At 68.9% G+C, this 24961-nt stretch carries 22 protein-coding genes and 1 riboswitch; of the genes, 7 read left to right on the forward strand and 15 right to left on the reverse strand.

Annotated features, from left to right (window positions below):
* Positions 1 to 16: 16 nt before the first annotated feature.
* The 3 genes from ACFWV8_RS24420 to ACFWV8_RS24430 all read right to left on the reverse strand — a co-directional run bounded on the left by ACFWV8_RS24420 (position 17) and on the right by ACFWV8_RS24430 (position 3239).
* Positions 17 to 604 carry a TetR family transcriptional regulator gene (locus tag ACFWV8_RS24420; RefSeq protein ID WP_384206832.1) on the reverse strand — a complete coding sequence of 196 codons (588 nt, stop codon included), beginning with the start codon at positions 602 to 604 and terminating at the stop codon, positions 17 to 19.
* Between the two features lie 9 nt (positions 605 to 613).
* A complete protein-coding gene (locus ACFWV8_RS24425; RefSeq protein ID WP_384206837.1) occupies positions 614 to 1681 on the reverse strand; it encodes an NAD(P)-dependent alcohol dehydrogenase in 1068 nt (355 codons plus the stop codon).
* Positions 1682 to 1859: 178 nt separating this feature from the next.
* Positions 1860 to 3239 (reverse strand): VWA domain-containing protein, encoded by a 1380-nt coding sequence (locus ACFWV8_RS24430; protein WP_384206843.1) that lies wholly within the window; start codon positions 3237 to 3239, stop codon positions 1860 to 1862.
* A gap of 151 nt (positions 3240 to 3390) precedes the next feature.
* Between ACFWV8_RS24430 and ACFWV8_RS24435 the strand changes: the two genes are divergently transcribed.
* Positions 3391 to 3657 (forward strand): UBP-type zinc finger domain-containing protein, encoded by a 267-nt coding sequence (locus tag ACFWV8_RS24435; protein WP_189109110.1) that lies wholly within the window; start codon positions 3391 to 3393, stop codon positions 3655 to 3657.
* On the opposite strand, the gene ACFWV8_RS24440 is transcribed toward ACFWV8_RS24435, so the two are convergent.
* Both ACFWV8_RS24440 and ACFWV8_RS24445 read right to left on the reverse strand, forming a co-directional pair.
* Entirely contained in the window at positions 3642 to 5153 is a 1512-nt protein-coding gene (locus ACFWV8_RS24440; protein ID WP_384206853.1) for an ATP-binding protein, read from the reverse strand. The genes ACFWV8_RS24435 and ACFWV8_RS24440 overlap by 16 nt on opposite strands.
* Complete coding sequence (locus tag ACFWV8_RS24445) at positions 5150 to 6808, reverse strand: FAD-dependent oxidoreductase (RefSeq protein WP_384206858.1); 1659 nt, start codon at positions 6806 to 6808, stop codon at positions 5150 to 5152. Before ACFWV8_RS24445 ends, ACFWV8_RS24440 begins: the two co-directional genes overlap by 4 nt.
* Before the next feature lie 261 nt (positions 6809 to 7069).
* Between ACFWV8_RS24445 and ACFWV8_RS24450 the strand changes: the two genes are divergently transcribed.
* Positions 7070 to 9004 carry a glycosyl hydrolase family 28-related protein gene (locus ACFWV8_RS24450; RefSeq protein WP_384206863.1) on the forward strand — a complete coding sequence of 645 codons (1935 nt, stop codon included), beginning with the start codon at positions 7070 to 7072 and terminating at the stop codon, positions 9002 to 9004.
* A gap of 115 nt (positions 9005 to 9119) precedes the next feature.
* Here the strand turns inward: ACFWV8_RS24450 and ACFWV8_RS24455 are convergent, their stop codons facing one another.
* The gene (locus ACFWV8_RS24455) at positions 9120 to 9767 is read right to left on the reverse strand and encodes a ScbR family autoregulator-binding transcription factor (RefSeq protein WP_384206870.1); all 648 of its coding nucleotides are present in this window, start codon (positions 9765 to 9767) and stop codon (positions 9120 to 9122) included.
* Positions 9768 to 10490: 723 nt separating this feature from the next.
* Positions 10491 to 10682, forward strand: a riboswitch (cyclic di-AMP (ydaO/yuaA leader).
* 4 nt (positions 10683 to 10686) lie between these two features.
* On the opposite strand from ACFWV8_RS24455, the gene ACFWV8_RS24460 reads away from it, so the two are divergent.
* Positions 10687 to 11430 carry a transglycosylase SLT domain-containing protein gene (locus ACFWV8_RS24460; protein ID WP_384206876.1) on the forward strand — a complete coding sequence of 248 codons (744 nt, stop codon included), beginning with the start codon at positions 10687 to 10689 and terminating at the stop codon, positions 11428 to 11430.
* 74 nt (positions 11431 to 11504) lie between these two features.
* Here the strand turns inward: ACFWV8_RS24460 and secD are convergent, their stop codons facing one another.
* The 6 genes from secD to ACFWV8_RS24490 form a co-directional block, all read right to left on the reverse strand.
* Complete coding sequence (gene secD / locus ACFWV8_RS24465; RefSeq protein WP_384206881.1) at positions 11505 to 13856, reverse strand: protein translocase subunit SecD; 2352 nt, start codon at positions 13854 to 13856, stop codon at positions 11505 to 11507.
* 75 nt (positions 13857 to 13931) lie between these two features.
* Positions 13932 to 14495 carry a hypothetical protein gene (locus ACFWV8_RS24470; RefSeq protein ID WP_384206886.1) on the reverse strand — a complete coding sequence of 188 codons (564 nt, stop codon included), beginning with the start codon at positions 14493 to 14495 and terminating at the stop codon, positions 13932 to 13934.
* Positions 14496 to 14777: 282 nt separating this feature from the next.
* The gene (locus ACFWV8_RS24475; protein WP_384206889.1) at positions 14778 to 15707 is read right to left on the reverse strand and encodes an SRPBCC family protein; all 930 of its coding nucleotides are present in this window, start codon (positions 15705 to 15707) and stop codon (positions 14778 to 14780) included.
* Positions 15704 to 16021 (reverse strand): metalloregulator ArsR/SmtB family transcription factor, encoded by a 318-nt coding sequence (locus ACFWV8_RS24480; protein WP_329380283.1) that lies wholly within the window; start codon positions 16019 to 16021, stop codon positions 15704 to 15706. The genes ACFWV8_RS24475 and ACFWV8_RS24480 overlap by 4 nt, the downstream gene beginning before the upstream one ends.
* A 37-nt stretch (positions 16022 to 16058) precedes the next feature.
* A complete protein-coding gene (locus ACFWV8_RS24485; protein WP_384206896.1) occupies positions 16059 to 16904 on the reverse strand; it encodes an alpha/beta fold hydrolase in 846 nt (281 codons plus the stop codon).
* A 9-nt stretch (positions 16905 to 16913) separates the two neighbouring features.
* On the reverse strand, positions 16914 to 17150 hold the full coding sequence (locus tag ACFWV8_RS24490) for a hypothetical protein (protein WP_384206901.1): 237 nt from the start codon (positions 17148 to 17150) through the stop codon (positions 16914 to 16916).
* 172 nt (positions 17151 to 17322) lie between these two features.
* Here ACFWV8_RS24490 and ACFWV8_RS24495 point away from each other — a divergent pair, with 172 nt between their 5' ends.
* A complete protein-coding gene (locus ACFWV8_RS24495; RefSeq protein WP_384206907.1) occupies positions 17323 to 18963 on the forward strand; it encodes a hypothetical protein in 1641 nt (546 codons plus the stop codon).
* Positions 18964 to 19577: 614 nt separating this feature from the next.
* On the opposite strand, the gene ACFWV8_RS24500 is transcribed toward ACFWV8_RS24495, so the two are convergent.
* The gene (locus ACFWV8_RS24500) at positions 19578 to 20855 is read right to left on the reverse strand and encodes a YeeE/YedE family protein (RefSeq protein ID WP_384206910.1); all 1278 of its coding nucleotides are present in this window, start codon (positions 20853 to 20855) and stop codon (positions 19578 to 19580) included.
* Between the two features lie 295 nt (positions 20856 to 21150).
* On the opposite strand from ACFWV8_RS24500, the gene ACFWV8_RS24505 reads away from it, so the two are divergent.
* Positions 21151 to 21687 carry a hypothetical protein gene (locus ACFWV8_RS24505; protein ID WP_384206913.1) on the forward strand — a complete coding sequence of 179 codons (537 nt, stop codon included), beginning with the start codon at positions 21151 to 21153 and terminating at the stop codon, positions 21685 to 21687.
* 89 nt (positions 21688 to 21776) lie between these two features.
* Positions 21777 to 21977 carry a hypothetical protein gene (locus tag ACFWV8_RS24510; RefSeq protein WP_384206917.1) on the forward strand — a complete coding sequence of 67 codons (201 nt, stop codon included), beginning with the start codon at positions 21777 to 21779 and terminating at the stop codon, positions 21975 to 21977.
* A gap of 189 nt (positions 21978 to 22166) precedes the next feature.
* Here the strand turns inward: ACFWV8_RS24510 and ACFWV8_RS24515 are convergent, their stop codons facing one another.
* Complete coding sequence (locus ACFWV8_RS24515; protein WP_384206919.1) at positions 22167 to 23126, reverse strand: aminoglycoside phosphotransferase family protein; 960 nt, start codon at positions 23124 to 23126, stop codon at positions 22167 to 22169.
* Positions 23127 to 23590: 464 nt separating this feature from the next.
* Here ACFWV8_RS24515 and ACFWV8_RS24520 point away from each other — a divergent pair, with 464 nt between their 5' ends.
* Positions 23591 to 23722 carry a hypothetical protein gene (locus tag ACFWV8_RS24520; protein WP_384206924.1) on the forward strand — a complete coding sequence of 44 codons (132 nt, stop codon included), beginning with the start codon at positions 23591 to 23593 and terminating at the stop codon, positions 23720 to 23722.
* A gap of 49 nt (positions 23723 to 23771) precedes the next feature.
* Here the strand turns inward: ACFWV8_RS24520 and ACFWV8_RS24525 are convergent, their stop codons facing one another.
* Positions 23772 to 24956, reverse strand: a complete 1185-nt coding sequence (locus tag ACFWV8_RS24525) for a transcriptional regulator (RefSeq protein WP_384206929.1) — start codon at positions 24954 to 24956, stop codon at positions 23772 to 23774.
* Positions 24957 to 24961: the final 5 nt, after the last annotated feature.

Genomic DNA, 24961 nt, shown 5'->3' on the forward strand with positions numbered 1-24961 from the left:
GACGGGGCGCTCACGCTCACGGCGCGAACGCGCGCCGCACGACGAGCGTCAGTGCCGTCCGGCGGCGGTCGTGGTCCGACTCCGGGTCGTCCCCGCTCGCGGTGAACATCACGCTGGCCGGTGACCAGGTCATCGACATGGCCGTGACCATGGCGAGCACCTCCGGCGCCGGGATCGTCGCGTCGACGAGGCCCGCCTCCTGGGCGTCGGTGATCGAGCGCAGCTTCTCGGTGTCGTGCCCCGGCATGAAGTGGTACAGATCCCCGGTGGGGGTGCGTTCCAGCCGGGCCCAGGTGGCCAGCCGGACGAGCTCGGGATGGACGAGGTGCGCGTCGTAGAGCCGTACCGCGTAGCCGGGGAGATCGTCGCCGGTGACGGGGACCGTACCGACGATCATCTCCAGATGCTCCGCGAAGACGGCGTCGAACAGCTTGTCCTTGCTGCCGAAGTACGCGTACAGCTGCGCCTTGTTGACCTGCGCGGCGGCGGAGATCCGGTCCACACGGGCACCCGCGATGCCGTACGCGGCGAACTCCGCCGTCGCGGCGTCGAGCAGCCGCCGCCGGGACGCCTGCCCCGCGCTGGTGATCTGTCCCGTCTTCATGACCTCAGGCTAAACCAACTGGTTTGTCGCATCACCGGCGCCGTCGCCCGCCGTCATGTCCAGGACGAAGCGGTACCGGACGTCGTTACGTGCCAGCCGGTCCAGAGCCACGTTGACCTCGTCGGCGCGCATGACCTCCACATCGGCGACGATCCCGTGCTCGGCGCAGAAGTCGAGCATCTCCCGCGTCTCGACGGTCCCGCCGCTCCCCGCGCCCGCCAGGGTCTTCGCACCCTGGATCAGGCTGAGCGGGCTGACCGCGAAGTCCTCCGGCGGTATGCCCACGACGCACAGCGTGCCGTCCACCGCGAGCGCGGACAGGTACGGCTCCAGCGAGTGCGCGGAGCCGACGGTGTCGAGGATGAGATCGAAACGGCCCTCCTGCTCCGCCATCTGCTTCTCGTCCGTGGACAGCACCACCTCGTCCGCACCGAGCGCACGCGCCTCGTCCGCCTTGCCGGCCGTCCGCGTGAACTGGACGACCTCGGCGCCGAGATGATGCGCGATCTTCAGCGCGAGATGCCCGAGCCCGCCCATCCCGACGATGCCGACCCTGCGGCCGGGCGCGGCGCCCCACCGCTTCAGCGGCACGTACGTGGTGATGCCCGCGCACATCAGCGGCGCGACACCGGCCGGGTCGAGCCCCTCGGGCAGGTGGTACGTGAACTTCTCGGGCAGTACGTACTCCGAGGAGTAGCCGCCCCGCGTCGTCATGCCGTCCTTCGGGTCGGTGTTGCCGTAGGTCAGCGTGGGGAACCGCAGACACCAGTTCTCCCGGCCCGCCAGACACGGCGGGCACTCGCCGCACGAGTCGATGATGTTGCCCACCGCCACCTTGTCGCCGACGGAGAACCGGGTCACGGCCTCGCCGACGGCGGTGATCTCACCGACCATCTCGTGGCCGGGCACGACGGGGTACTCGCCGCCGTGGGCGACCGCGGAGTTGTCGGTGGCGCAGACGCCGCAGTAGTCCACCCGTACGGCCACGTCGTCGCCGCGCAGGTCACGGCGGGTGAAGTTCCAGGGCTCCAGCGGTCCGCCCTGTCGGTGCGCGGCCCATCCGGTGACGTTCCTCATGCCAGAGGTTCCTTTCGTGCCGTCTGCCGCCCGCCGCCCGAAAGCTGGACGGATCGCGGGCGGGCATGGGCAACTAACCAGTTTGTTGTCGCATGGGGAAACGTACCTACACGGACCCTCGATAGTCAAACAAACTAGTTTGTTTATCCGTGCCCACCGCGGAGACGGGCCCCGGATCTCAGCGCAGGATCCCCGCCTGCCTCGCTTCCCTCAGCCACGACGGGAACTCCGACAGAAGCCGGTCGTACAGCTCCGGATCGGAGACGCTCTCGATGTCGTCCACGGCGAAGAAGCCCACGTTGTCGACGCGGCGGCCCGCCATCGTGTCGAAGCGTTGCAGCACCCCGTAGTTGGCGCGGCCCAGCCCGACGAACTGCCAGAAGATCGGCTCCTCGACGGCCGCGCGCAGCTGCTGCTCGATCTCGCCGTCGCGGTACACGCCGCCGTCGGAGAAGAACAGGACCAGCGTCGGCGCGGGCACGGGATTCGCGCCCACATACGCGCGGACCTCCGCGATGACCTTCTGCTCCTCGTTCTGGAAGCCGACCGCCCGCATGTCGACCTGCCCCGCCACCAGCCCCTTCGGTGGCTTCTTCCGGCCGAAGAGGCTCATCTGCCCCACCCGTACATGCAAGTTCAGCCACTCGGGCAGATCGCCGATCACCAGGTCGGGCAGCCGGGCCGGATTGGTGGCGAACGTCCACGCCTGCATCTCGCCGTCGTCGTCGAGCTGCGCCGCCACGGCCGCCATCCGCTCGGCGACGTTCTTCACCACGCCGCGCGAGTAGAGGGCGGACATCGAGCCCGACGCGTCGAGGACGAGGATGACGCGCGCGACGACTCCGGTGACGCCGTGCTTGTCCAGGCTGACCGCGACCTGCTCCTTGCGCAGTGAGAGGCGCTTGCGCATGTCGACGGGAAGCCGCTCCTCACCCTTGGTGAGCCTGGCCGCGGGCCGGCCGGCGGGGGCCGGCTGAACCCTGGGCGGCGCCGGCGCCGGAGCGGGGGGCCGTACGGGCGCCGCCACCGGCGCGGGCGCCGGCTCAGCGTCCACCGTGATGCCGAAGTCCGTCGCCAGCCCCGCCAGCCCGCTCGCGTACCCCTGCCCGACCGCCCGGAACTTCCAGCCGCCGGCCCGCCGGTACAGCTCCCCGCTGACGTACGCAGTCTCCGTACCCGCCGCCATGTCGAAGCGGGCCAGCTCCCGCCCCGACGCCACGTCCAGCACCAGCAGCCGCAGACCGGGCACCTGCCCGAACGTGCCCCCGTCGGCGGACGCGCACAGCGCCACGCGGTCGATGCCCGGCTCAAGACCGGCCAGGTTCACCTCCACCGAGTCCGCGCCTGGCTGCTTGCCGAGATGGCGTACGGCGTCGGAGGCGTGGCGCGGCTGGTTGTAGAAGACGAAGTCGCCGTCGGAGCGGACCTGTCCGGCGGGGGTCAGCAGCAGCGCGGAGGCGTCCACGTCCGGGACGCCCGGCCCTGCCGACCAGCTCAGGACGGCCCGGACAGCGGGGACCGTTATCGGAAGATTGGCGCCTTTGCTCAGTGTCGTCACGGCAGCCAGTGTGCCCGCCGCCGCACCGGAAGTCTGCCGTCTTCACGGACTTCGTGGACTCCGGGCCCGCCCGCCCGGCGGAGCCCGTAAGGCTTCCGTACATCCCCTCTTCACCGTGCTGACGGCGGCCCCGCGCAGTACCCTCGGCGGCATGGGTACATGTACAGATCTCGCCAACGCGAATGCTGACGTGGCGCCCCTCTCGCCCGCGGACGAGTGCGTCGACTGCGTCGCGCTCGACCGCAGGGACTGGGTGCATCTGCGCCTCTGCCTGACCTGCGGTCATGTCGGATGCTGCGACAGCTCGCCGCTTCGGCACGCTTCCGAGCACTTCACACAGACAGGTCACCCCGTCATGCGCTCCCTGGAGCCCGGCGAGGACTGGCGCTGGTGCTTCACCCATCAGCTGCTGGGCTGACCGCCCCCGGACGTCCGGCCTCCCGAGTCGCGCTCGGTCGACGGCCCCTGCTCGGACACCTGGCCGGTCGGCTCCTGCTGGATCGGCAGGCAGACCTGGAAGCGGGTGTCTCCCGGGCGTGAGCTGACCCTGAGATCACCGTGGTGCTTGTTGACCACGATCCGGTAGGAGATGTCCAAGCCGAGCCCCGTCCCCTCACCCACCTGCTTCGTGGTGAAGAACGGCTCGAAGATCCGTGGCCGCACCTCGTCCGAGATCCCCACCCCCGTGTCCGCGATCTCCACCAGCAGCCGCTCGTCCTCGCGCCAGGTGCGCAGCGTGAGCGTGCCGCCGTCGGGCATCGCGTCCAGCGCGTTGACGATCAGATTCGTCCACACCTGGTTCAGCTCCGCGCCGTACGCGGGGATCGACGGCAGGTCCCGGTCGAACTCCCGCACCACCCGCACCGACTTGGGGATCTTGGCCTGGAGCATCGTCAGCGTGGCGTCGAGCAGGGCGTGCACATCGACGATCTGCAACGGTGTCCGGTCGAGCTGCGAGTACTGCCTGGCCGCCCCGACCAGCTCCGAGATCCGCTCCACGGAGTCGTCGATCTCGCCCATCATCAGCTCGGTGTCGATGGTGTACGTGATCCAGCGCACCGCCGCGTCGAGATGCTCGGAGCCGACCGTCCTGGCCGCACCCTCCAGCCACTTCACCTCGATGCCCGCGGCCACCAGCGACGGCGCCAGGTCCCAGGCCCGCGCGACATCGTGCTCCTCCAGCCAGTCGCTGACGGTGTCCTCGGCGTCGGCCGCCTCCATCGCGGTCATGCTCACCCCCGCCGCCGCCTGCTGCACCGCGTCGTCCTGGAGCCCCACCAGACGGTGCAGTCCTGCTCCGTCGACCCGGCCGTCGGCGATCATGGCCAGTTTGTGCCGCATACCGGTGACCCGCTCGCGCAGCCCGGCCGTCGCCCGCAGCGCCGCCGCCGCGGGATTGTTCAGCTCATGGGTGAGACCGGCGGAGAGCGACGCCAGGGCCAGCAGCCGCTCCCGCTCGCTGACGATCGCGTTGGCCGCGCGCGTACCGAAGAACAGGCCCTCCAGCAGATGCAGCGCCATCGGGAACCAGGTGCGGATCGCCCACGCGAACTCCTCGGCGGGCAGGACGAAGAACTCGGCGTCGCTGACGGCCCGCATGGTGTGCTGATAGGTCTGCTCGACCCGCTCGCCCAGATACGAGCGCGTGGCGCCGCTGTAGACGCCCCGCTGGTCTGTCCTGTTGACCTCGACGTCGTCGCCGTGCAGGACGCGGTGGAGCGAGAGGGCCCCGCCGAGCAGGACGTAGAAGCAGATGGCCTGCTCGCCCTCCCGGTAGACCACCTCACCGGCGTCGAACCGCTCGACCCGGCCGCGGTCGGCCAGCCAGTCGAGCTGTTCGAGGCTGAGCGCCTCGAACAGGAAGAGGGTGCGCAGCTGGTCCGGTGTCAGCCGGCCCTCCGGGGGTGTGGTCACTGTGCCTCCAGATATCGGTGCACCAGGGAGACGGCCATGGCGCCTTCGCCGACGGCCGAGGCGACGCGCTTGACCGAGGCCGCGCGCACGTCGCCGGCGGCGAAGACGCCCGGGACGCTCGTCTCCAGGTGGTACGGGTCGCGTGGCAGCCGCCAGCCCGGTGGGCGCTGCCCACTCGTCATGAGGTCCGTCCCGGTCAGGACGAATCCGCGCTCGTCGCGCGTGACACAGCCGTCCAGCCAGTCCGTACGGGGCTCGGCGCCGATGAAGACGAACAGCCACGACGTGGGCACGTCCCAGCTCTCCCCGGAGCGGCTGTCGCGCAGGGTCAGGCTCTGCAGATGGCCCTCGCCCTCCGCGCAGGTCACCTCGGTCCACGGGTGGACCTCGATGGCGGGGATGTCATGGATCTGGTCGATCAGATAGCTCGACATGGAACGCGTCAGATCGCCCTGACGGATCAGCATGTGGACGCGGCGCGCGTAGCGGGAGAAGTAGACGGCCGCCTGGCCCGCCGAGTTGGCGCCGCCGACGATGTAGACGTCCTGGTCGGAGCAGTTGATCGCCTCGGTGACGGTCGACCCGTAGAAGACCCCCGTGCCGGTCAGCTCCTCCACACCGTCCGCGCCCAGCCGCCGGTAGGAGACACCGGTGGCGAGGACCACGGTGTGTGCGGTGACGGAGTTCGACTCGCCCAGCCGCAGCACCCGGCCGGAGCCCGCCGCGGCCAGCGAGACGGCCCGCTGGGTGCTGAGGATCTCCGCCCCGAACTTGAGCGCCTGCCGCCGGGCCCGCTCCGTGAGCTGCTGCCCGGAAACGCCGTCGGGGAAGCCCAGATAGTTCTCGATCCTGCTGCTCTGGCCGGCCTGCCCGCCCGTGGCCTGCTGCTCCACCAGCAGCGTACGGAGCCCTTCGGACGCGCCGTAGACGGCCGCGCCGAGCCCGGCGGGGCCGCCACCGACGACGACCAGGTCGTAGAAGTCGGAGGCCGGTACGGTGCTCAGCCCGACGTGCGCGGCGAGTTCCCGCTCGGAGGGGTTCACCAGCGTCTTGCCTTCGGAGGTGACCACCATCGGCACGTCCGCCCCGCTGAGCCCGGCGGCGCTCAGCAGCTGGGTGCCCTCCGGCTCGTCGGAGAGCAGCCACCGGAAAGGCACCAGATTGCGGGCCAGGAAGTCGCGCACGGCGAAGGACGGCGCCGACCACCGGTGGCCGACCACACGGGTCTCGGTGGCGACCGGGTCCGGGGTGGCGAGCCACAGTTCCAAAAGCGAGTCGATCACGGGGTAGAGGTTCTGCTCCGGCGGGCTCCACGGCTTGAGCAGATAGTGGTCGAGGTCCACGACGTTGATGGCGTCGATCGCGGCCTCGGTGTCCGCGTACGCGGTGAGCAGCACCCGGCGGGCCAGCGGGAAGAGGTCCATCGCGGCCTCCAGGAACTCCAGGCCGTTCATATGGGGCATCCGGTAGTCGGCCAGCATGACCGCGAGCTGGTCCCCACGCAGTTTGATCTCCCGCAGTGCCTCCAGGGCCTCCTCGCCCGACACGGCGCGTACCACGCGGTAGCTCTCGCCGTAATGCCGCCGGATGTCGCGGGCGACGGCTCGTGAGACGGCCGGATCGTCGTCGACGGTCAGGATTGTCGGATTCGCCATACCTCCATCATCGCCCCTGACGGCGCGGGGTGCGGGGTCTTCGCGCGTACGCCGGTCCCGCGTCCGGCGGGGCCCCGCGCCAAGTCCGCGTCCGACGCGGACTGTTGACAAACCCGTGACATGCTTGAAAACTCTCACTGCCTGATCGCAGGACCTGAACTGCCCAGCTCAATTATTTGCGGTTCTCTTGCAATATGCCGTCTACCCCCACCCCGGACCGGCATTTCTCACTCTGTCGACCCCACGGAAACAGAGGACATCATGAAGTCGAAGCACCTGAGACGACGACTGATCACTGGCATGTCCATGACTGGCTTGCTCGTCGTCGGACTCCTGCCCGCCGCCTCAGCCTCAGCCCCCGCGCAGGCGCAGGCACAGGCACAAGCCCAGGCCCAGACCCAGGCCCAGGCGCCCGCGCCGGTGGCCGAGCGCGGGGCGACCCTCCCGTACGTCGAGTACGAGGCCGAAGCCGCCGACTACGAGGGCACGTTGCTGGAGGCGGACCCCCAACGCACCTTCGGGCACACCAACTTCGGCAGCGAGTCGTCCGGCCGTAAATCGGTGCGCCTGGACAACCCCGGGCAGTTCGTGGAGTTCACCTCCACCAACGACGCCAACTCGATCGTCGTACGCAACTCCATACCCGACGCGCCGGGCGGCGGTGGCATCGACGCCACCCTCAGCCTGTACGCCGACGGTGCCTTCGTGCAGAAGCTGGACCTCTCCTCCAAGCACAGCTGGCTGTACGGCAACACCGACGACCCCGAGTCGCTGACCAACACACCCCAGGCGGACGCCCGCAGGCTCTTCGACGAGTCGCACGCGCTGCTGGGGAAGAGCTATCCGGCGGGCACGAAGTTCAGGCTGCAGCGCGACGCGGACGACTCCGCGCCGTTCTACATCGTCGATCTGATCGACCTGGAGCAGGTGGCGCCGCCGGCGGCCAAGCCGGCCGAGTGCACCTCGATCACCGAGTACGGGGCGGTCCCGGACGACGGCAACGACGACACCAAGGCCCTCCAGGACGCGGTGACCGCCGACCAGAACGGCGACATCGACTGTGTCTGGATCCCGGCGGGCCAGTGGCGCCAGGAACAGAAGATCCTGACCGACGACCCGCAGAACCAGGGCCAGTACAACCAGATCGGGATCAGCGACGTCACCGTCCGCGGCGCCGGTATGTGGCACTCACAGCTCTACACGCTCACCGAGCCGCAGAACGCGGGCGGGATCAACCACCCGCACGAGGGCAACTTCGGCTTCGACATCGACGACAACACCCAGATCTCCGACATCGCGATCTTCGGCTCCGGCCGGATCCGCGGCGGCGGGGGAGCCGAGGGCGGCGTGGGCCTGAACGGCCGCTTCGGGCAGAACACCAAGATCTCGAACGTCTGGATCGAGCACGCCAACGTCGGTGTCTGGGTCGGCCGCGACTACGACAACATCCCGGCGCTCTGGGGTCCCGCCGACGGCCTTCAGTTCAGTGGCATGCGGATCCGGAACACGTACGCCGACGGCATCAACTTCACCAACGGCACCCGCAATTCGTCGGTGGACAACTCGTCCTTCCGCACCACGGGCGACGATTCGCTCGCCGTCTGGGCCAACCGGTACGTCAAGGACCCGGCCGTGGACATCGCGCACGACAACTCGTTCACCGACAACACCATCCAGCTGCCGTGGCGGGCCAACGGCGTCGCGATATACGGCGGTTACGGCAACAAGGTGCAGAACAACCTGATCGCCGACACGGCCAACTATCCCGGCATCATGCTGGCGACCGACCACGACCCGCTGCCGTTCTCGGGCGAGACCCTGCTCACCGGAAACGCCCTCCACCGCACGGGTGGCGCTTTCTGGAACGAGGACCAGGAATTCGGCGCGATCACCATCTTCCCGGCGAGCCGGGATATCACCGGCGTGAAGATCAGGGACACCGAGATCTCCGACTCCACGTATGACGGCATTCAGTTCAAGAACGGTGGCGGCAACGTACCGGACGTCGAGATCAGCGACGTGACCATCGACAAGTCCAACAACGGCTCCGGAATCCTGGCGATGGGCGGTGCCCGCGGCAGCGCGACGCTGACGGGAGTGACCATCACGAACTCGGCCGAGGGTGATGTCCTCGTGGAGCCGGGATCGGCCTTTGTCATCAACGGCGGCCCCGGCACGCGGCGGACCGCCAACTGACCGGCGAGACCGGCCCGTTCGACGCCTTCCGTACCGCTCCTGAGTAAGGAGCCCGCGGAAGGCGTCGAGTCTTTTTGGGACAGAACGAGCGACTCATAAAACAGATTGGTCGGTTTTATTTGTCCTGGAGGGCTTCGATCTCCGCGTAAATCCGCTCACCCCGGTCCGGCGCCATGTCCAGCTTCGCCAGCACCGCGGGCACGGCGATGCTCGGCAGCACATGGTTGAGAAGCACCGAGATCCGGTGGTCGAGATCCGCGCGGTCGCACAGGACATGGGACATCGTCTGCACGCCGGCGAAGGCGCCGGTGAACAGCTCGGCGGTCTCCCTGAGGTTCACATGGGGCAGGAGTTCGCCCTGCTCCTTCGCCTGGCGCAGCATGTCCTCGTTCTGCGCCACCCACGACTCGAACGGTGTGCCGCGGTTGATGCCGAGTGCGCTCTGGTCGAGCGCCAGGCCCGTACTGGCTCTGACCAGCGGGTCGTGGCGCAGCCGGTGTGCGAGGACCATGCCCTGGTCCACGAGCAGCTGTAGTTTGCTGCTCTGCTCGGGGAACGGTCCGATCGCCAGTTGGGCGTCGAGGACCCCGAGCGCGAGGTCTTCCTTCGAGGTGAAGTGGAAGTACAGGGCGCCCTTGGTCACCCCCGCCCGCGTGAGGATCTCGCCGACGGTGGCCGAGTTGTAGCCGCGCTCGTCGAAGACGGCCGCCGCCGCTTCGAGGATCGACCGGCGGGTCCGGATTGCACGGTCTTGCTGCGCCATCGGGCTCCCTCCTGCCTTGCATAGATTCGTAGTCGGGCTGTGACGACAGGTATTGAAAAACAAACCGCGTAGTACGTATCTTACCGAAGCAGTCCAGGCGGATCGGAAGACGGTCCTCGTAGCCAAGGAGTGGGCGCACCGGTCCGAGGCGGCCGATGTCCTCCCCACGGGATGAACACGGCTCGCCGGCAACCGATTCTCCATCCTCTCCGTTTCCGTGGAATCCGAATTCTGGCGGGACCTGACCATTCCCTGACACGGGGGCCTCGTGAAAGCAACTCCCGGAGTGTAGGCGCTTGTTCGGCACGTTCCGAAGGTTCCGCACCTTGCGCGCTCGGTGCTCTGCTGCCCAGCTCCTGGGCGGTCGACCAGCCCGCGTACAAGGGCGGAGCGGGGCCGGGAAACCACCCCACCCCGCCCTATTGGAAAGCGCACATTTGTCCATTTTGCGGTGCGGTCGTTATGGGTATTTCAAGCCTAACTTGTCCCTTTTTGGGTGGTGTTGGGTGCGAGTGGTTGCACCGAAAGCTCGTGATGTGTGTCACAGGTTTGAAGGACCGCGCTTCTCGCCGCCCCGCCCCACCTCCCGTGCCGCAAAAGAAAGTTGAGGCCCGAATCGCCTCGCCCGAATTCGAATTGACCGGCGCCGGATCCGTGAATGGCATGGCCCTGTGAATTCAGGACTTGTTTCGCCCGGACCTTCTCGCTTACGTTCTCGTCATTCCGGGCGGAACGCCGAATCCTGCCGCTGTCCGGAAACCGCACCCAACAACTCATGGACGGCAGGAGCGGGGGACCCAGGTAAGTCGCCGATCCGTTGCACCGGACCGGCTCGGGGTGAAGTCGCGCACTATCGCGGCCGGGCATCTCCCGCTCGAACCCGACAGCTCACCTCGCAGGCGACGGAGAGGATTTCGTCATGCCCGCAGAGGGTAAGCACCGCCGTTCCCGCACCAGCCCGCTCGCCCGCCGCCTCATCGCGGTCGGCACGGGCGGCGCAGCACTCGCCCTTCCCCTGGTGACCGCTACCACGGCGGGCGCGGCCCCCGCCCCGCAGCACGTCAAGACGGCCCCGGCCGCTTCGACCGCCGTCCAGAAGGTGACCCACACCGTCATCAAGGGCGAGTCGCTGGCCAAGATCGCCAAGGCCCGCTCCGTGAGCGGTGGCTGGCAGGCGATCTACAAGACCAACCGCGCCGCCGTCGGCGACAACCCCTCGCTCATCCACCCCGGCCTGAAGCTGAAGCTCGCCGGGAAGGCCAAGTCCGAGGGGGCCGCGCCGACCGGGACCGCGTCGGAGAGCGAGGCCACCGAGGCCGTCGAGACCGCCGCCAAGACCTACACCAACAACCTCGACGGCTGGATCCGGGAGGCGCTGGACGTCATGGCGCAGAACGGCATACCCGGCTCGTACGACGGCATCCACCGCAACATCATGCGCGAGTCCGGTGGTAACCCCCGCGCCATCAACAACTGGGACTCCAACGCCGCGGCCGGCACCCCGTCGAAGGGCCTGCTCCAGGTCATCGCCCCGACGTTCGAGGCGTACCACGTGCCCGGCACGTCGACCGACAGCTACGACCCGGTCGCCAACATCACCGCGGCCTGCAACTACGCGGCCGACCGCTACGGCTCCATCGACAACGTCAACGGTCCCTACTAGACCCTGCGGCGTCCGTCACCTCACCGACCGCCGGCCGGACCGCACCAGCGGCCCGGCCGGCGGCCTTCACGCGCTCACACCCGCGCCCCGTTGTCCGCCGGGCGTCCGCGACGCGGCACCGTCCGTGAACGGCCCGCGCCACGCCGCCCCCGCGGCGCCCCCGGACCCCCCTTGCGGGACGTCTCCATCGCCAGCGCGACCGGCACGGCGGTGAACACGGACGAGTACGTGCCCACGCAGATACCGATGAGCAGGGCCAGCGCGAAGTCCCTGAGCGAGTCCCCGCCGAGTACCGCCAGCGCCGTGAGGATGAACAGCGCGCCCATGCCGGTGTTCACGGTTCTGGGCACCATCTGTAGTACAGCGGTTCGCGCGGTCGGCACCAGGGAAGCGCGGGGCGCCCTCGCCCACAGCTCACGGACCCGGTCGAAGACCACCACGGAGTCGTTCACCGAGTAACCGATGACGGTGAGCAGCGCGGCGAGGAAGATCCCGTCGACGGGACGGCCCAGCCACGCGAAGACCCCGATCAGGATCACCACGTCGTGCACCAGCGCGGCCACCGACGCCACCGCGAACGACCATCTGAACCGCACGGCCAGATACAGGAGTTGGACCCCGACGGCGATCCCCAGCGCGATCAGCGCGTGGCGCCTCAGCTCATCGCCGAGGCTGGGGCCGATCAGGTCGTCCCGTACCTTCGTCGTCGGTCCGCCCTCCTCGCTCAGGGCGCCGCGGATGGCCGCCTCGGCCCGCTCGCTCGTGTCCCCGGTGCGCACCGAGAGCTCCTGCCGGCCCGCCGTGGTGACCTCGGCATCGGCGAAGCCCGCGTCGGCCAGGGCCGTGCGAGCCGTGTCGACATCGACGGGCCGGGTCGTCGCGTACTCCATGAGCCGCCCGCCGGTGAACTCCACGCCGAGGTTCACCCCGCGCAGGGCGACACCCAGCACCGCGACGGCCATCACCGCGGCCGAGACGACCAGCCACCGCCGCGACCTGCGGAACAGATCAGGGGCGCGGCGGGTCAGATACGTACGTACGCGGCCCGGCAGGCCGATTCCGTTGACGCCGGGGAAATCGGCGACGAAGCGGGAGCGTGCCGCCACATCGGTCAGTGCCCGCGCGATGACGAGGGCGGAGAACATCGACACGAGCACGCCGATCCCCAGGGTGACGCCGAACCCCTTCACAGGACCCGATCCGAGGGCGAAGAGAAGGCCGGCGGCGAGCAGAGTCGTCACGTTCGAGTCGACAACCGCGGTGCGGGCGTTACGGAATCCGGCGGCCGTCGCGGACCGCAGGGTGCGGCCGGACCGTGGAGCACCGCCGGAGCGGCCCGCGTACTCCTCCCGCGCCCGTTCGAAGGCCAGCACGTTCGCGTCGACCGCCATCCCGATGGCGAGCACGAATCCGGCCAGGCCTGGGAGCGTCAGCGTGACGCCGAGCGCGACCAGGGCGGCGTACGAGATCAGCGCGTACCCGGCCAGGGCCAGCGAGGCGAGGCCGCCGAAGAGGCGGTACACGAAGGTGATGAACAGGGCGGTGAGGCTCGCGCCGATCACCGCGGCCCGCGCGCTGGCGCCGATCGCCTCGGCGCCCAGCGTCGGGCCCACGGTGCGCTGTTCGACGACGTCGACCGGCACCGGCAGGGCCCCGCCCTTGATCAGCAGCGCCAGGTTCCTGGCCTCATCGGCGGAGAAGGAGCCGCTGATCTGGGTCGTACCCGACGGAAGTCCGGCACCGCAGGCCACGGAGGGGCTCACCTGCGGCGCGGAGATCACCTTGTCGTCCAGCACGATCGCGACCCGGCGCCGCTCGTCCTGCGGCGGATGGCAGGCGGCTTCCCCCGTCAGCCGTGTCCACGCGCGGGACGCCTCGTCACGGAAGTCGAGGGAGACGAACCAGCCGGCTCCCCGCTGGCCGTCGAACTCCGCGCGGGCGTCCTTCACTCCCGCGCCCGACAGATCCGACGCGCCGAGCCTGAGCCGGCTGCCGTTCTCGTCGGGGAGGACCAGCTCTCCGGGTGTATCGGTCTTTTCGGGCTTTTCAGTCCTTTCGGGAGGCTCGTCGCCGGCGACGCCGTTGACGGGATGGAAAGACAGCTGGGCGGTCCGGCCCAGCACCTCGGCGGCCTTCCGCGGATCGGTGACGTCGGGGAGTTCGACGAGGACGCGGTCCTCGCCGGAACGTGTGACGGTCGGCTCCGCGACCCCCAGCGCGTCGATCCGCTGACGAAGGACCTCGACCGTACGGTCGGTGCTCTCCCGGTCGGCGGTCGCGGTCGCGGAGTCGCGGGCCTGGAGAACGAGCCGGGTGCCGCCTTGCAGATCGAGCCCCAGTCTGGGGCTCATGGTGAGTGTGACGAAGAGCGATACGAGCAGGACGGCCACAGCCAGAACTGCCCGCACCGTGGTGGCGCGAGTCATGGGATTCCTCCGGGAGGGTGCCGGAACGCGCCACCCCCGCGAGGGAGACGGGCCTGGCTTCAGGCCCGCCCGGCTCTACCGGGGGCGGTGCGTCGGCGCGGAAAGGGGACAGTGCGGATGACTGCTCCCGGAGGGAGGCCCGCGGACGTCGGGCAGTCCGGAGGGCTGGGCCGCCGGTGCGGTGACACCGGGCCGTACGCCGCGGTCCACGACGGCGCGGGGGAGGGGAAGTCCCGTGGTGAACGGCAGGACGCCCGTGTCGGGCTGCGGCGCGTGCTGCTGCCGGGTGTGCTCGGGTGTCCGGAGACCGGTGGAGGCGGCCCGGGTCGGCGCGCCCGCGTAACTGTGGGCGGCGCGGGGGGAGTCCCGCCGGAAGTCGCGGGACCGCTCGGAGCGCGTCGGCCGGTCGGCCTGCTGGGGGAGTGTCCGCTGGACGGGAGTTGCCGCGGCGGCGCCGGCGCTCGTGGCGCCCACCGCTGCGGCCGGTGCGGGAGATACCAGCGTGACGACGCCGAGGAGCAGCGCCGACAGCACCCCCGCGGCACGCTGCCGAACTCCCCAACCCGTCCGCCGCACCGGTGAGTTCGCCGACGCCGGCTCCACGCGGCCACCGCGCGACTTCCGTGCCTGGACAATCACGGTCTCAAGGTACCCGCCGCGAGCCGACAGCCGGGCACCACACAAGAACTCCTGCGCGGACCCCGCCCGTCGGCCCTTGCCGCGCCCGCCCGGATGCCGGTTCAGACGAGGGCGACGCGTACCTGGACGACGACCGTCCGGCCCCTGCGTGCGGACGAGGCTCCCTTGCGGGCCCGCCCTAGGTTCTGTCCGGCGGGTCTTCGCGGGCCCGGAACACCGCAGTGACATCAGCCGCTGCCGCGGCGGGCGCTCCCTGATCCTGCCTGATCCAAACGACAGACCCTAGGCGCGGGCCCCGCCCCCGGCCCCGGTCTGCGGTGTCTTCATCAGTTCCGCCGCCAGTTCCTCCACGCGTACCCGCCACGCCGCCAGCGCCGCGTCCGTGGCGAAGCCGTGCGGTCCGGTCTGCGTGAGTACCAGCCGGGGACCGTGGCCCGTCCCCGGGCGCAGCTCCCAGCGGACCTCGCCCTCGGGACTCCAGGCGTACGCGAGGAGTTCCGGTGCGTGTACGGCCGTGACCGGGCCTGCCGGGACCTTGTCCGCGGTGAAGCCCGGAGGCACGGGCGACCCCGTCAACGGCTCGGCTCCGCCCGTCAGTTGGGCCCAGACCGCCTCGGCGGGCCGTACGAGCTGGCGCACGAAGCGGACCTGTCGCCCGCCGTCCGCGGTCTCCTCGGCCCGGCCCCGGGTCAGCTCGTCGAACCGGGCCAGATACGCCTCGTGCAGCGCCCCGCGCGCGTCCTGCTCGACGTCGACGGGGCGGCCGTCCAGCACCTGCCCCAGCGCCGCGATACAGATCTGCCAGCCGGACGCGAAGCTCGCCGCCCCGAACCGGTCGCCGAAGGTGTGGACGAGGAGAAGCCGCGATCCGTCCCCGTCAGGGATGATCTCCCAGCTCAGATGGTCCTCGCCCCAGGTGAAGGCGAAGAGGCGCGGCTCGTCGGCGTCGGTGACCTTCCCTGTCATGCCGGGGCCGGAGTCGCCGGGGAAGTGGAAGCCGATCTCGCCGCCCGGCCGCGGATCGACGCTCACCTCGGAGGGAAACCACCGCGCGAGGTGCTCGGGCCGTGTGATCGCGTCCCAGACCCGCTGCGGCGGATGCGCGAGCCGCCGCTCCATGCGCAGCGCGGTCCGCCCGTCGCCCGCGCGCGAGAGGGAGGAGAAGCCATCGAGGCCATCCGGACGGTCCGGACCGTCGTTGTGCGGGGTCATGAGGAATCGTCCTCCATCGCGTCGAGATGCCGTTCGAGCGCGTCGAGACTCCCGGTCCACAGATGCCGGTAGTGCGCGAGCCAGGCGTCGAGTTCCGCTAGCGGTTCCGGCGTCAGTTCGTACCACCGGCGCTGGGCCTCCTGCCGGACCCGCACCAGCCCCGCGTCCCTCAGTACCCGCAGATGCTTGGACGTCCCGGGCTGACTCAGGCCGAGCCGGTCGGTCAGCTCACCGACCAGATGCGGGCGCTCCAGGAGCAGATCGAGGATCTTGCGCCTGCTCGGCTCCGCGAGCACGTCGAACGGTATGGGCATACCCCGACCATACCCACCCAGTTATATAACCGCAAGGCTATGTAAGCGACGTACCCAGCGCCATCAGCCAGTCCATCGCCGCCGGACACGCGTCGAGGACCGAGACGTGCCCGTCCTCGGGCCGTACCCACATCTCCGCCCGGGGCAGCCCGGCGAGCATCCACCCGGCGTGCGCGGACGGGACGACCCGGTCGAGGCCGCCCTGCACAAGCAGTACGGGCGCGGCCACCTCCCCCAGGTCGAAGCCCCACGCGGTCGCGAAGGCCACGTCGTCGTCGATCAGCCCGTCCGCCCCGGCCTGCCCCGCCTTCACCGCGTCGGCGCCCAGCGACGCCCACTCGCCCTCCAGCGCGGCGATGTCGGCCGAGGTGAAGCTCGCCGGGTCGAACTCCTCGGTCGCCGCGTACAGTTCACGCGCCTCGCGCCCGTCGGCGGCGGCCCGCAGACCGCCGGGCGACACCATGCCCTCGTACCAGTCGAAGTCGTCCGTGTACGGCGCCAGCCCTGCGAAGCAGACGGCTCCCGTCACCCGGTCCGGCAGCAGCGCGGCGCACGCCAGCGCGTGCGGCCCGCCCCCGGACGCCCCCATCACCGCGAACGGCCCCAGGCCGAGCGCGTCCGCGATCCCAGCCACGTCGTCCGCCGCCGCTGCCACGTTCCGCCCCGGCTGCGGGCTCGAACCCCCGTAGCTGGGGCGGCCGTACGACACCAGCCGGATACCGCGCGCCGCGGCGGCGGTGAGCAGCGGCTCCAGCGGGGCGCCGGTCTGCGGCGAGCCGTGATGCCAGACGAGGGTCGGCACGTGCCCGTCGGCACCCCCACCGCTGTCGTACGTCCGCAGGGTGCGCCCGTCGCTCAGGTTCACGTTCTGTTCGATGACCACGGTCTCAGCCTACGGCGCGGGGCCCGGCCGGCTCAGCAGATCCCGTCCCCGGGCTTGGGGTTGCCCAGCGCGAACAGCGGGCGCGAGGTAGGCGCCGATGTCGCAGACGCCCGCCGACGCCGCGAAGTCGGCGGACACGAATCTCGCGGGGTCGAACTCGCCCGTCGCCGCGCGGAGTTCACGCGCCTCGCGCCCGTCGGCGGCGGGCCAGGTCAGACGCTGCCGGCCCGGCACAGCCGGCTTCATCGGCATGTTCTGGATCCGGTGGTGAACCGATCCGTCGCCGAGTCCGTTGATGTCTGCGAAGTCGCCTGCGGAAGCGGCTTCCTCGCAGAGTGATTCACGCCGAGAGCGCGACTGGTATCGGATGCGGACCGGCAGGCAATGATCGCATGAAGTGCGATCAGAAGGAGGAGAAATGCCAAAAGAGCCTTTCGATGAAAATGATTTCATTAGAGACCGTGCTGCGACGATACGCACCTTCGAAAAAGAATACAACATGGGGAGTAATAAGCGCCTCATGGGCGCGCTCGAAACTTATTTCGAGGTGTTGGAGAAGACCGGGCGTGACCTAAATAAGGGGATTTCTGCTGACGAGGCGACGAGTAAATGGGCAGCCGACGAGCTTATTGATGAATTCAACGCTATGCGAATGCTGGACATTCCAGCGAAGTGGCTCAGGGAAAATGCGAAATATTATAGTAACCGCCCAAATTCCTCCTATCAAAGGGCCCTGGACAAGGCTGCTGACAAGGCCAGGCACCGTAAGGCTCTGTGGAGTAAGACGGACACCGAGTGGGCGGGGGAAGAAGCTGAGAGGAGAGACCTGGTTATTCTGGAGAGAACCGGGGCCGGTAAGGCCTTTAATAAAAAGCCTAGTGGCTACAGTAAGTGGTCTGATGCTCTGGTGATGGGCAATCTCTGGACGGGTATGTCCACTGGGTTTGTGAGAGGCGCGCTGTCGAGTGTGGAAGCGTTTGTGCTTGAAGGGAAGACCAATGGAAGTGTAATGGCAAATCATGAGGTACCCACTTTGGCGGGAATGATCAGACAGGGGCTGGTTGAGGAACTGCATATCCAAATTGAGAACATCGATGACCCAAGCAAGCCACCGGAAAGGTGGACTCTAGTGGCCGGCCAAACTTTTCACGTTCACTCCCGGGCTTCTTTCGATCAACTTCCCTCTCCGGCCACTGGTTTTCCGGAACGCCAGCAAATTTGGTACGAGAAAGAGAATAGGAAGGCGTCGATCGACGAGTTCGTGGCTGCCGTCGGCGATAAAAATGTTGCCATCCTGCTGCCGCGCAGGGATGCGATTGTCCCGAGTAACGTAGATGTTTTGGTAGAAATCAAAAAGAACGAAAGGGATAGATTGGCCCATGGAGATCACTGGCACCTGAGGAGGTTGTCCATTAAAGAGAAGAAGGGTATCCACAAGATCTACAAGAATGAAGAGTACCAGCGGGTTCTGAGTGCGTCTCTGGGCGGCAGATTGGAGTTCATGCAAGCTCTTGGTGATAGCTATGTACCGCGGAGTAAAAGTGTTTCCGGTGCTTCGGAGTCGACGGATCAGGCGTATTACGCTGCTTCGGGGTCGACGGGGCGGGCGTATTCTGCCCCTTCGGGGTCGACGGGTCAGGCGTATTACGCTGATTCGGGGTCGAGGGGTCAGGCGTATTACGCTGCTTCGGGCGTCCAGTTTGCAAACGTCGCGTTTTCACAGGAGAGGACAGCCCTGAATCATCATGACACCGAACGGATATCTCCCTTGGAGGGAGATTTTGCCGACTTGACGGTGACTGATGAGGCGCATGCGGGTGAGGCGCATGCGGGTGAGGAGTATGCGAGTGAGCAGTATGAGGGTGAGGGGTATTCGGGTGAGGTGTATGCGGGTGAGGGGTATACCGCTGTTTCGGGGTCGACGGGTCAGGCGTATTACGCCAACTTCGGGACGGGTGAGCATCGGACCGATGAGAGGCGTGAAAGTAGAAGCGGCACAAAAAACCATCGGAGCAATGCGGGGTATGGAAGTACAAGCAGTAGCAAGAAGAGGAAATAGCGGTTACTCCGGGAGAAGCCGATTCGGCCGCTGCTGCCGCGCGACGCGCGGTCGAATCCGCAAGATCGTGCACGCCGTCCGGGGCGAAGACGTTGCGCGTGGCGGGCGAGTTCGGTATCGACCGCAGGCTGGTGCTCTCGTCGGCGTTGCCGCTCCAGGGTGAGGACGGTTGCGGCTACTGACGTCATTCGATTTGGGCTGCACAGCGATCTGCGGAAGTTGGCCCAGGCCCCCCGGACGGACAATGCCCCTTCCACTGGCGCCCGCCCTGCCGAGAGCGCGTGGTTGACCGTTTGTTGGGTGGGCGTGAGGTGTGCTCTCGTTTGCTGAGCTTCACCTCCTGTTCGATGGTCACTCACCACAGTCGTTCCAAATCCGCATGGATGGGTCAATGCTGAGCCTCCCTGCCATCCGGTCCAAGAGGCGTAGCGGCATCGGATCCGGCGGGACGACTCGTCCCCGCGCTGGTTTGACTGGGCGTAGTTGCCGCCAGGCACACAAGCGAGATTCGGGATCCCGGCGGGCTTTTCGCCGGCCGTCGACCCGCGCACCGTGCCAAGACGCCCCCTACGCCGACCCGTTCCCCTCCTGAACGGCGTGTGCTGCCCCTGCTGTCAGCAGATCCCGTCCCCCGGCTTGGGGTTGCCCAGCGCGAACAGCGGGCGCAGCCGTATCCCGGCCCAGGTGCCGAGCAGCGCGGTCGCGCCCCAGATCCAGCCGTGGAGGCTGCCCGACGCGATGCCCGCGAGGTACGCGCCGATGTTGCAGCCGCCCGCCAGCCGCGCGCCGATCCCCATCAGTACGCCGCCGAGCACCGCGGCCACGGCGGTGCGGCCGGGAATGCCCCGGTGCAGCGCCCAGGTCCCGCCGAGCGAGGCGGCGACCGCCGCGCCGATCATGATGCCGATGTCGGTGAGGCTGTTCTTGTCCTTCAGTACGGGCCCGGCGAACATCTCGGCGTTGCCCGGCTGCCGCCAGAACGACCAGTTGGCGGGGTTCCCGCCGAGCGCGTCGACGACCCGCGATCCCCACAGGCTGAACGCACTCGTGACACCCCAGGGACCGCCGGACACCAGCAGCACCCCCGCGCCCAGCACGGCCAGCGCCAGCGCGCCGGCGACCAGCGGCCATGACCCCCGCAGCACGCGCGCCGCGCCCTTGGCGCTGGGCGGGGTGCTGATCGGCGGCGGGTTGCGGTGGGCCTGTACGCGGCGGCTGACCAGCACGATGAGGCCCAGCACGGCGATGGTCACCGCCCACGAACCGAACCAGCCGACGTGGTCGGACAGAAGGACCGGGTCGAGCGCGGGCAGGTCCTTCCAGAGGTCGAACTGCCAGGCGGCGACGGTCGATCCGATGATGAAGCCGCCGAGCGTCAGCACGATGGACGACTGCCCCGACCCCACGGCGAACAGCGTGCCTGACGCGCACGCGCCACCGAGCTGCATCCCGACGGCGAAGACGAACGCCCCGACGAGCAACCCGACGCCCAGCGGGCCCGCCGACGGAGCGGGCACGGAGCCGAACAGCCCCGTCCCGCTGCCGATGATCAGCGCGAAGAGCGTGGCGGTGGTGCCGAGGAGCAGGGCATGGGCGCGCAGCCCCTGCCCGTTGCCGACGGCCACCAACTGCCGCCAGGCGGAGGTGAATCCGAAGCGCGAGTGGAAGAGCGCGAGCCCGAGCCCCAGCCCGAGCAGCAGCAGCGAACCGGCCTTGGCGCCGTGCGTCGACCACACGTACGCGGTCAGTGCGACGGCCAGCACCCCGGATATGACGAGCGGCACGCGCCGCACGGGAGGCGCGGGCTCGGCTTCCGGGGCGGGCGAGGACGTCGGGGAGGGAACGAGCAGCGCGGCGGGGCTGGTCCGGCGCGGGGGAGCGGTGGTGGTCACGACTGTTCTCCGAAGTCGGGTGGTCGGCGGTGGCGGGGCGCGGGGGCTCGACTCAGGAACAACAGAGGTTGTCGTCGACGCACCACACCGAGTTCGCGAAGCACGCGAGACAGAGGAGGCGGGCGGGTGCGGACATGTCGGGGAGACTAGCGCGGGCATTCGATTCCGTGCACACGTATCTCACGGACCGGACGGTGCGTCCATGATCCGGCCCGCCGGGGGTGTTGGTCCGGGTAAAGTCATCGGGCTGCTGGCGGGCAGTCTTTGAGGCGTTCACCACTCGGGAGGGGACCTGATGCGGCGCACGGAAGCAGCCCGGCAACTGGGCGGATTCGTCCGCGAACACCGTACCGACGGCGGCAGACGCCTGCGCCAGGCCGGCGCCCTGCTGGTCACGGGCGCCGTGGGTACGGCCTTCGGAATACCCGTCGCCGTCGCCTCCATCGGCACCACCGACGGCGCCCCCCAACTGGCGGGTCTGCTGCTCGGAGTTGGCCTGGTGGGCCTGAGCCTGGGGATCTGGCGACTGATACAAGCACTTCGCACCCGGGACCAGAGCTTCGACGTCCACGAGCGAGGTCTGACTCACCGGATCGCCGGCACCGCCACGCTGATCCCCTGGACAGACATCGAGCAGGTGAGCGCCAACGGCGACGACGGACGGCTGCTGGCCGAGGCGCGAGGCATGGGCTTCACCTTCGGCATCCATCTGCGCGGCGGCGACAAGATACGCGTCGACACGTTCACCGAGGACACCCGGGAGCTGGCACTGGTCATCCACCGAGCGGTGAGTCTGGGGCAGTTCCCGCAGGGCCGCGGCCGAAGACCGTAACGACGAATCCGTCCCTACCGGCCGGGTAGTGCGCCGGCTACCCCAAGCTCGGCGGCACGGGGGCGAGCAGCCATCTGCACATCCCACACATGCTGTGGGGCGGCGCGGTGGCCGTCCTCGCCTGGCACACCGACCGCGGTACCGGCACGCCACCGAGCGGCACGCTGTACGCGTCCACGGACCGCGTCGCCCGGAGCCGTCCCCTGCTCACCGCCGTCGTCGCCTACACCGCCGTGCACGGCTGCCGCGGTTGCGCTGAGTACACGGGGCCTGCTCCTGTGGCGCCGTGACTGCCTTGCCGCACTGCGGGTGCTGCGGGGCTCGGTGCTGGTGGACCTGCTGCTCGGGCAGGCGTTCCTGTTCACCGTGAACCAGTTCTCCGCCGTAACCGGATGGCTCATCGCTCTGGTGCAGTTCTGGGTGCTTTCGGCTGCGATCAGGTCCTTCGACGCCACTGCGGGAAGAAGCCGTTACGGAGATCAACGCCCGCCCCGTAGCGACAGCCACCGCAGCGACGCGAGCCCCAGCTCCGTCATCGGGCGCTCCAGCCTCGGATCCGCCCCCGCATCCGCCGAGTCCATCCCGCACGCCGCCGCCAGCAGAAACCCCGCCTGCGCCGAGATGAGCACGTCCACCGCCGCCGGATCGACACCCCGCAGTAGCGGATGCCGCGCGGCGTACCGCTCCGGGTCGACCCCGCTCAGCGCCACGCTGCCGAGCAGCATCACCAGATCCGCGTAGGCGGGCCCCGTCCAGGCATGCGGCCAGTCCACGACCACGACGTGCTCTTTTGTAAGGAGGACGTTGAACGGATACAGATCGCCGTGCGTCAGCGTCTCCCCGGCGACCGCCTCCGGCAGCTCCGCCTCAAGAGCGAGGTGGCGGTCCAACTCGCGCGCCGCACCCGCCGCGACCACACCCAACTTCGCCAGCGACCGAGGGCTGTCCGCCAGCCGCCCCCAACCGCCCAACCGGGGAGACACGTCGGGGCAGTTGAGACCCGGTGAAGGGGTCAGAGACTCCGAAAGACCGGTCAATGCGTCGAGCACCCGCCGCAACTCGTCCTCCCGCCACGGCTGTACGGGCAACATCCCTGCCACATCCTCGAAGACGAGCGCCACCCACCCCCGGTCGTCGTACGACCCGAGCAAACTCGGTACGGGAGCCCCGTACGGCAGCGCCCCGTTCACCACGGCCTCCCGCCGATGAAACGCCGCCACACCCGGCGCCGCCCCCGCGTCCACGGCCTTGGCGAACGCCCTGCGCCCGTCCGCCAGTTCCAGCCGCGCCGCGAGCCCGTCGGAGAACCCGCCCGGCTGGCTCCTGGCCCCCACCACCCGCCCTCCGAGCACCTCCTCGATGCCCGCCCGCACGGAGGAAGGGAGCACGTGCCACGGCCGGCGTCGGCTGCCGGTGAACGCGTTGTTGTCGGTCGTCATGTGTCTCCTGAGGTTGAAATGGAGCCGAGGCGTGAATTCCGTTTACCCGTCCGAAATGAAACCGGGGAATCGTGCAACCCTCGGTCAAGATCCGTTGTCTGCCTAGGTGTTCGGAAGTAATTCCAGCAGCCGGCATCGGGCCCGATAACCGAGCGGTAGCCGCCATTGGCGGGCCCGTGGGTTTACCGCGCCCTTTCGCCCAGATTAGGACTGCGGTTAAATCGGGGACGGACTACGAGGCTCTGACCTGTGCTGTAGTCCCTAAAGGGCCAGGTCAGAATGGTGTCGGCCGCCCTGTTGCTCGACGGTACGACTTCTTAGGCACCGATGACACCCCTTCCTATCCCTTCTCGCTCCTTCAAGGTCACACCCACTTCACACCCAGATTCGGCAGAAGTGCCCGAGAGGTAGCCGCAGCTCAGAGCCGATGCAACACAACCGCCCTGTCTCATTTGATGCCGTCAGTGATCGCGGCGGACTGGTCGTACGAGGTGATCGGCCGGGAGGTTGCGACGGTGGCCACCCGCGACCGTGCCGTGCTGGATGAAATCACCGAGCCTCGCCTGCTGACCGGAGATTCGTGGACCGTTCACTAGGCGAGTCGGTTGTCGGGTTCGGCGGGGTGGCCTACGGCGCGGGTCTACTTCACGCGCTGAGTACTTCGGTGAGCTGATCGCGTGGCTTCCCGGTGAGGCCGCCTCGCAGCGTCTCGGCGCGGGTGCGGACGAGCCCGGTACGGAAACCTTTGGGGAGGTGCTTCCACACTTCGGTGGCCGTGTCGGCGGCGCCTTGCGGGTCGCGGTCGGCGAGCAGGCATTGGGCGTTGTCCAGTGCCAGCAGGGCCCGGGTCATGACCGAGGGCGAGCTGGTCAGTGCGAGCGCCGCTTCTTGCTCGGCGTGCGCCTGCTTGGTCTCGCCGAGCAGGGTGAATGCCTGGGAGAGGTGCACGCTGTGCTTCTGGGGCGGGTAGCCGAACCACGTGTCGGCCAGCCCGGTTCGATCGAGTTGTTCGAGCGTTCCTCGAACTCGCGTGACGGCGTTCAGGGCGCCTCGTCTGTCGCCGGTGGCGGCAAGGGCTCTTGAGCTGACGGCCGCTGCGAGCGCGGCGGCGGCACTGGGCGTTTTCCCGGCAATGCGGCGGGCGCGGGCGGCGAGTTCGGCGGCGGCGCGTGGGGCGCCATAGTTCAGCGGGACCATGGCGTGGCGGGCGAGGACCCAGGCCATCATCTGGCGGTCGCCGGACTCGGCGGCGGCGCGGGCCGCTGTGGCGAACCAGTGCCGTGCGTCCTGTTGGTTGCCCCGGTCGTGCTGGATGATCGCGACCAGTCCGGTGAGGCCGGCGGCGGTGCGTACGACGGTGGCGCGGTCGCGCGCGGTGTGGGGCCGTTCCAGTACGCTCCGCAAGACCTGGAGGTCTTCGTGCATCTCGGAGAGGACGGCTTGCGGGTCGCGGCCGTGGTAGCCGCCGGTGTTCCGTTCGAACACCGATTCCAGGTAGGCGATGTCGGCAGCATCCGAGCCTTGCAGGGCCGTGTCGATGCCCTCGTGCGCCTCGGTGAGCTCGGGTAAGGCCCCTACGCCAGCCACCGCGAGGGTGCCGGTGATGAATGCGCGTCGTTTCATGGCCGTCGCCTCCTCTCCATCCATCCTGGCCGTCTTGCGGCGTAATCGGAATGCCTGCGAGACGGCCCGCGCCCGGACGATCTCCTCCAGGGGGATTCCGAGTACTGCCTCAATACTGCGGTGCCACCGAGGGGTTGGGAGGCGAGTCTCGCGTTCCCATCGTTTGAAGTTCTCCGCGTCGAAGGGCTCGCCGAGCGCCTGCGCCATGAGGA

Source organism: Streptomyces sp. NPDC058665 (genome assembly GCF_042714995.1).
GTDB lineage: Bacteria > Actinomycetota > Actinomycetes > Streptomycetales > Streptomycetaceae > Streptomyces.

Coding starts and splice junctions, on each gene's coding strand:
- ACFWV8_RS24420 (WP_384206832.1), bottom strand. CDS start 604: ATGAAGACGGGACAGATCACCAGCGCGGGGCAGGCGTCCCGGCGGCGG.
- ACFWV8_RS24425 (WP_384206837.1), bottom strand. CDS start 1,681: ATGAGGAACGTCACCGGATGGGCCGCGCACCGACAGGGCGGACCGCTG.
- ACFWV8_RS24435 (WP_189109110.1), top strand. CDS start 3,391: ATGGGTACATGTACAGATCTCGCCAACGCGAATGCTGACGTGGCGCCC.
- ACFWV8_RS24445 (WP_384206858.1), bottom strand. CDS start 6,808: ATGGCGAATCCGACAATCCTGACCGTCGACGACGATCCGGCCGTCTCA.
- ACFWV8_RS24450 (WP_384206863.1), top strand. CDS start 7,070: ATGAAGTCGAAGCACCTGAGACGACGACTGATCACTGGCATGTCCATG.
- ACFWV8_RS24455 (WP_384206870.1), bottom strand. CDS start 9,767: ATGGCGCAGCAAGACCGTGCAATCCGGACCCGCCGGTCGATCCTCGAA.
- ACFWV8_RS24460 (WP_384206876.1), top strand. CDS start 10,687: ATGCCCGCAGAGGGTAAGCACCGCCGTTCCCGCACCAGCCCGCTCGCC.
- secD (WP_384206881.1), bottom strand. CDS start 13,856: ATGACTCGCGCCACCACGGTGCGGGCAGTTCTGGCTGTGGCCGTCCTG.
- ACFWV8_RS24475 (WP_384206889.1), bottom strand. CDS start 15,707: ATGACCCCGCACAACGACGGTCCGGACCGTCCGGATGGCCTCGATGGC.
- ACFWV8_RS24480 (WP_329380283.1), bottom strand. CDS start 16,021: ATGCCCATACCGTTCGACGTGCTCGCGGAGCCGAGCAGGCGCAAGATC.
- ACFWV8_RS24490 (WP_384206901.1), bottom strand. CDS start 17,150: ATGAAGCCGGCTGTGCCGGGCCGGCAGCGTCTGACCTGGCCCGCCGCC.
- ACFWV8_RS24495 (WP_384206907.1), top strand. CDS start 17,323: ATGCCAAAAGAGCCTTTCGATGAAAATGATTTCATTAGAGACCGTGCT.
- ACFWV8_RS24505 (WP_384206913.1), top strand. CDS start 21,151: ATGCGGCGCACGGAAGCAGCCCGGCAACTGGGCGGATTCGTCCGCGAA.
- ACFWV8_RS24510 (WP_384206917.1), top strand. CDS start 21,777: ATGCTGTGGGGCGGCGCGGTGGCCGTCCTCGCCTGGCACACCGACCGC.
- ACFWV8_RS24515 (WP_384206919.1), bottom strand. CDS start 23,126: ATGACGACCGACAACAACGCGTTCACCGGCAGCCGACGCCGGCCGTGG.
- ACFWV8_RS24525 (WP_384206929.1), bottom strand. CDS start 24,956: ATGGCGCAGGCGCTCGGCGAGCCCTTCGACGCGGAGAACTTCAAACGA.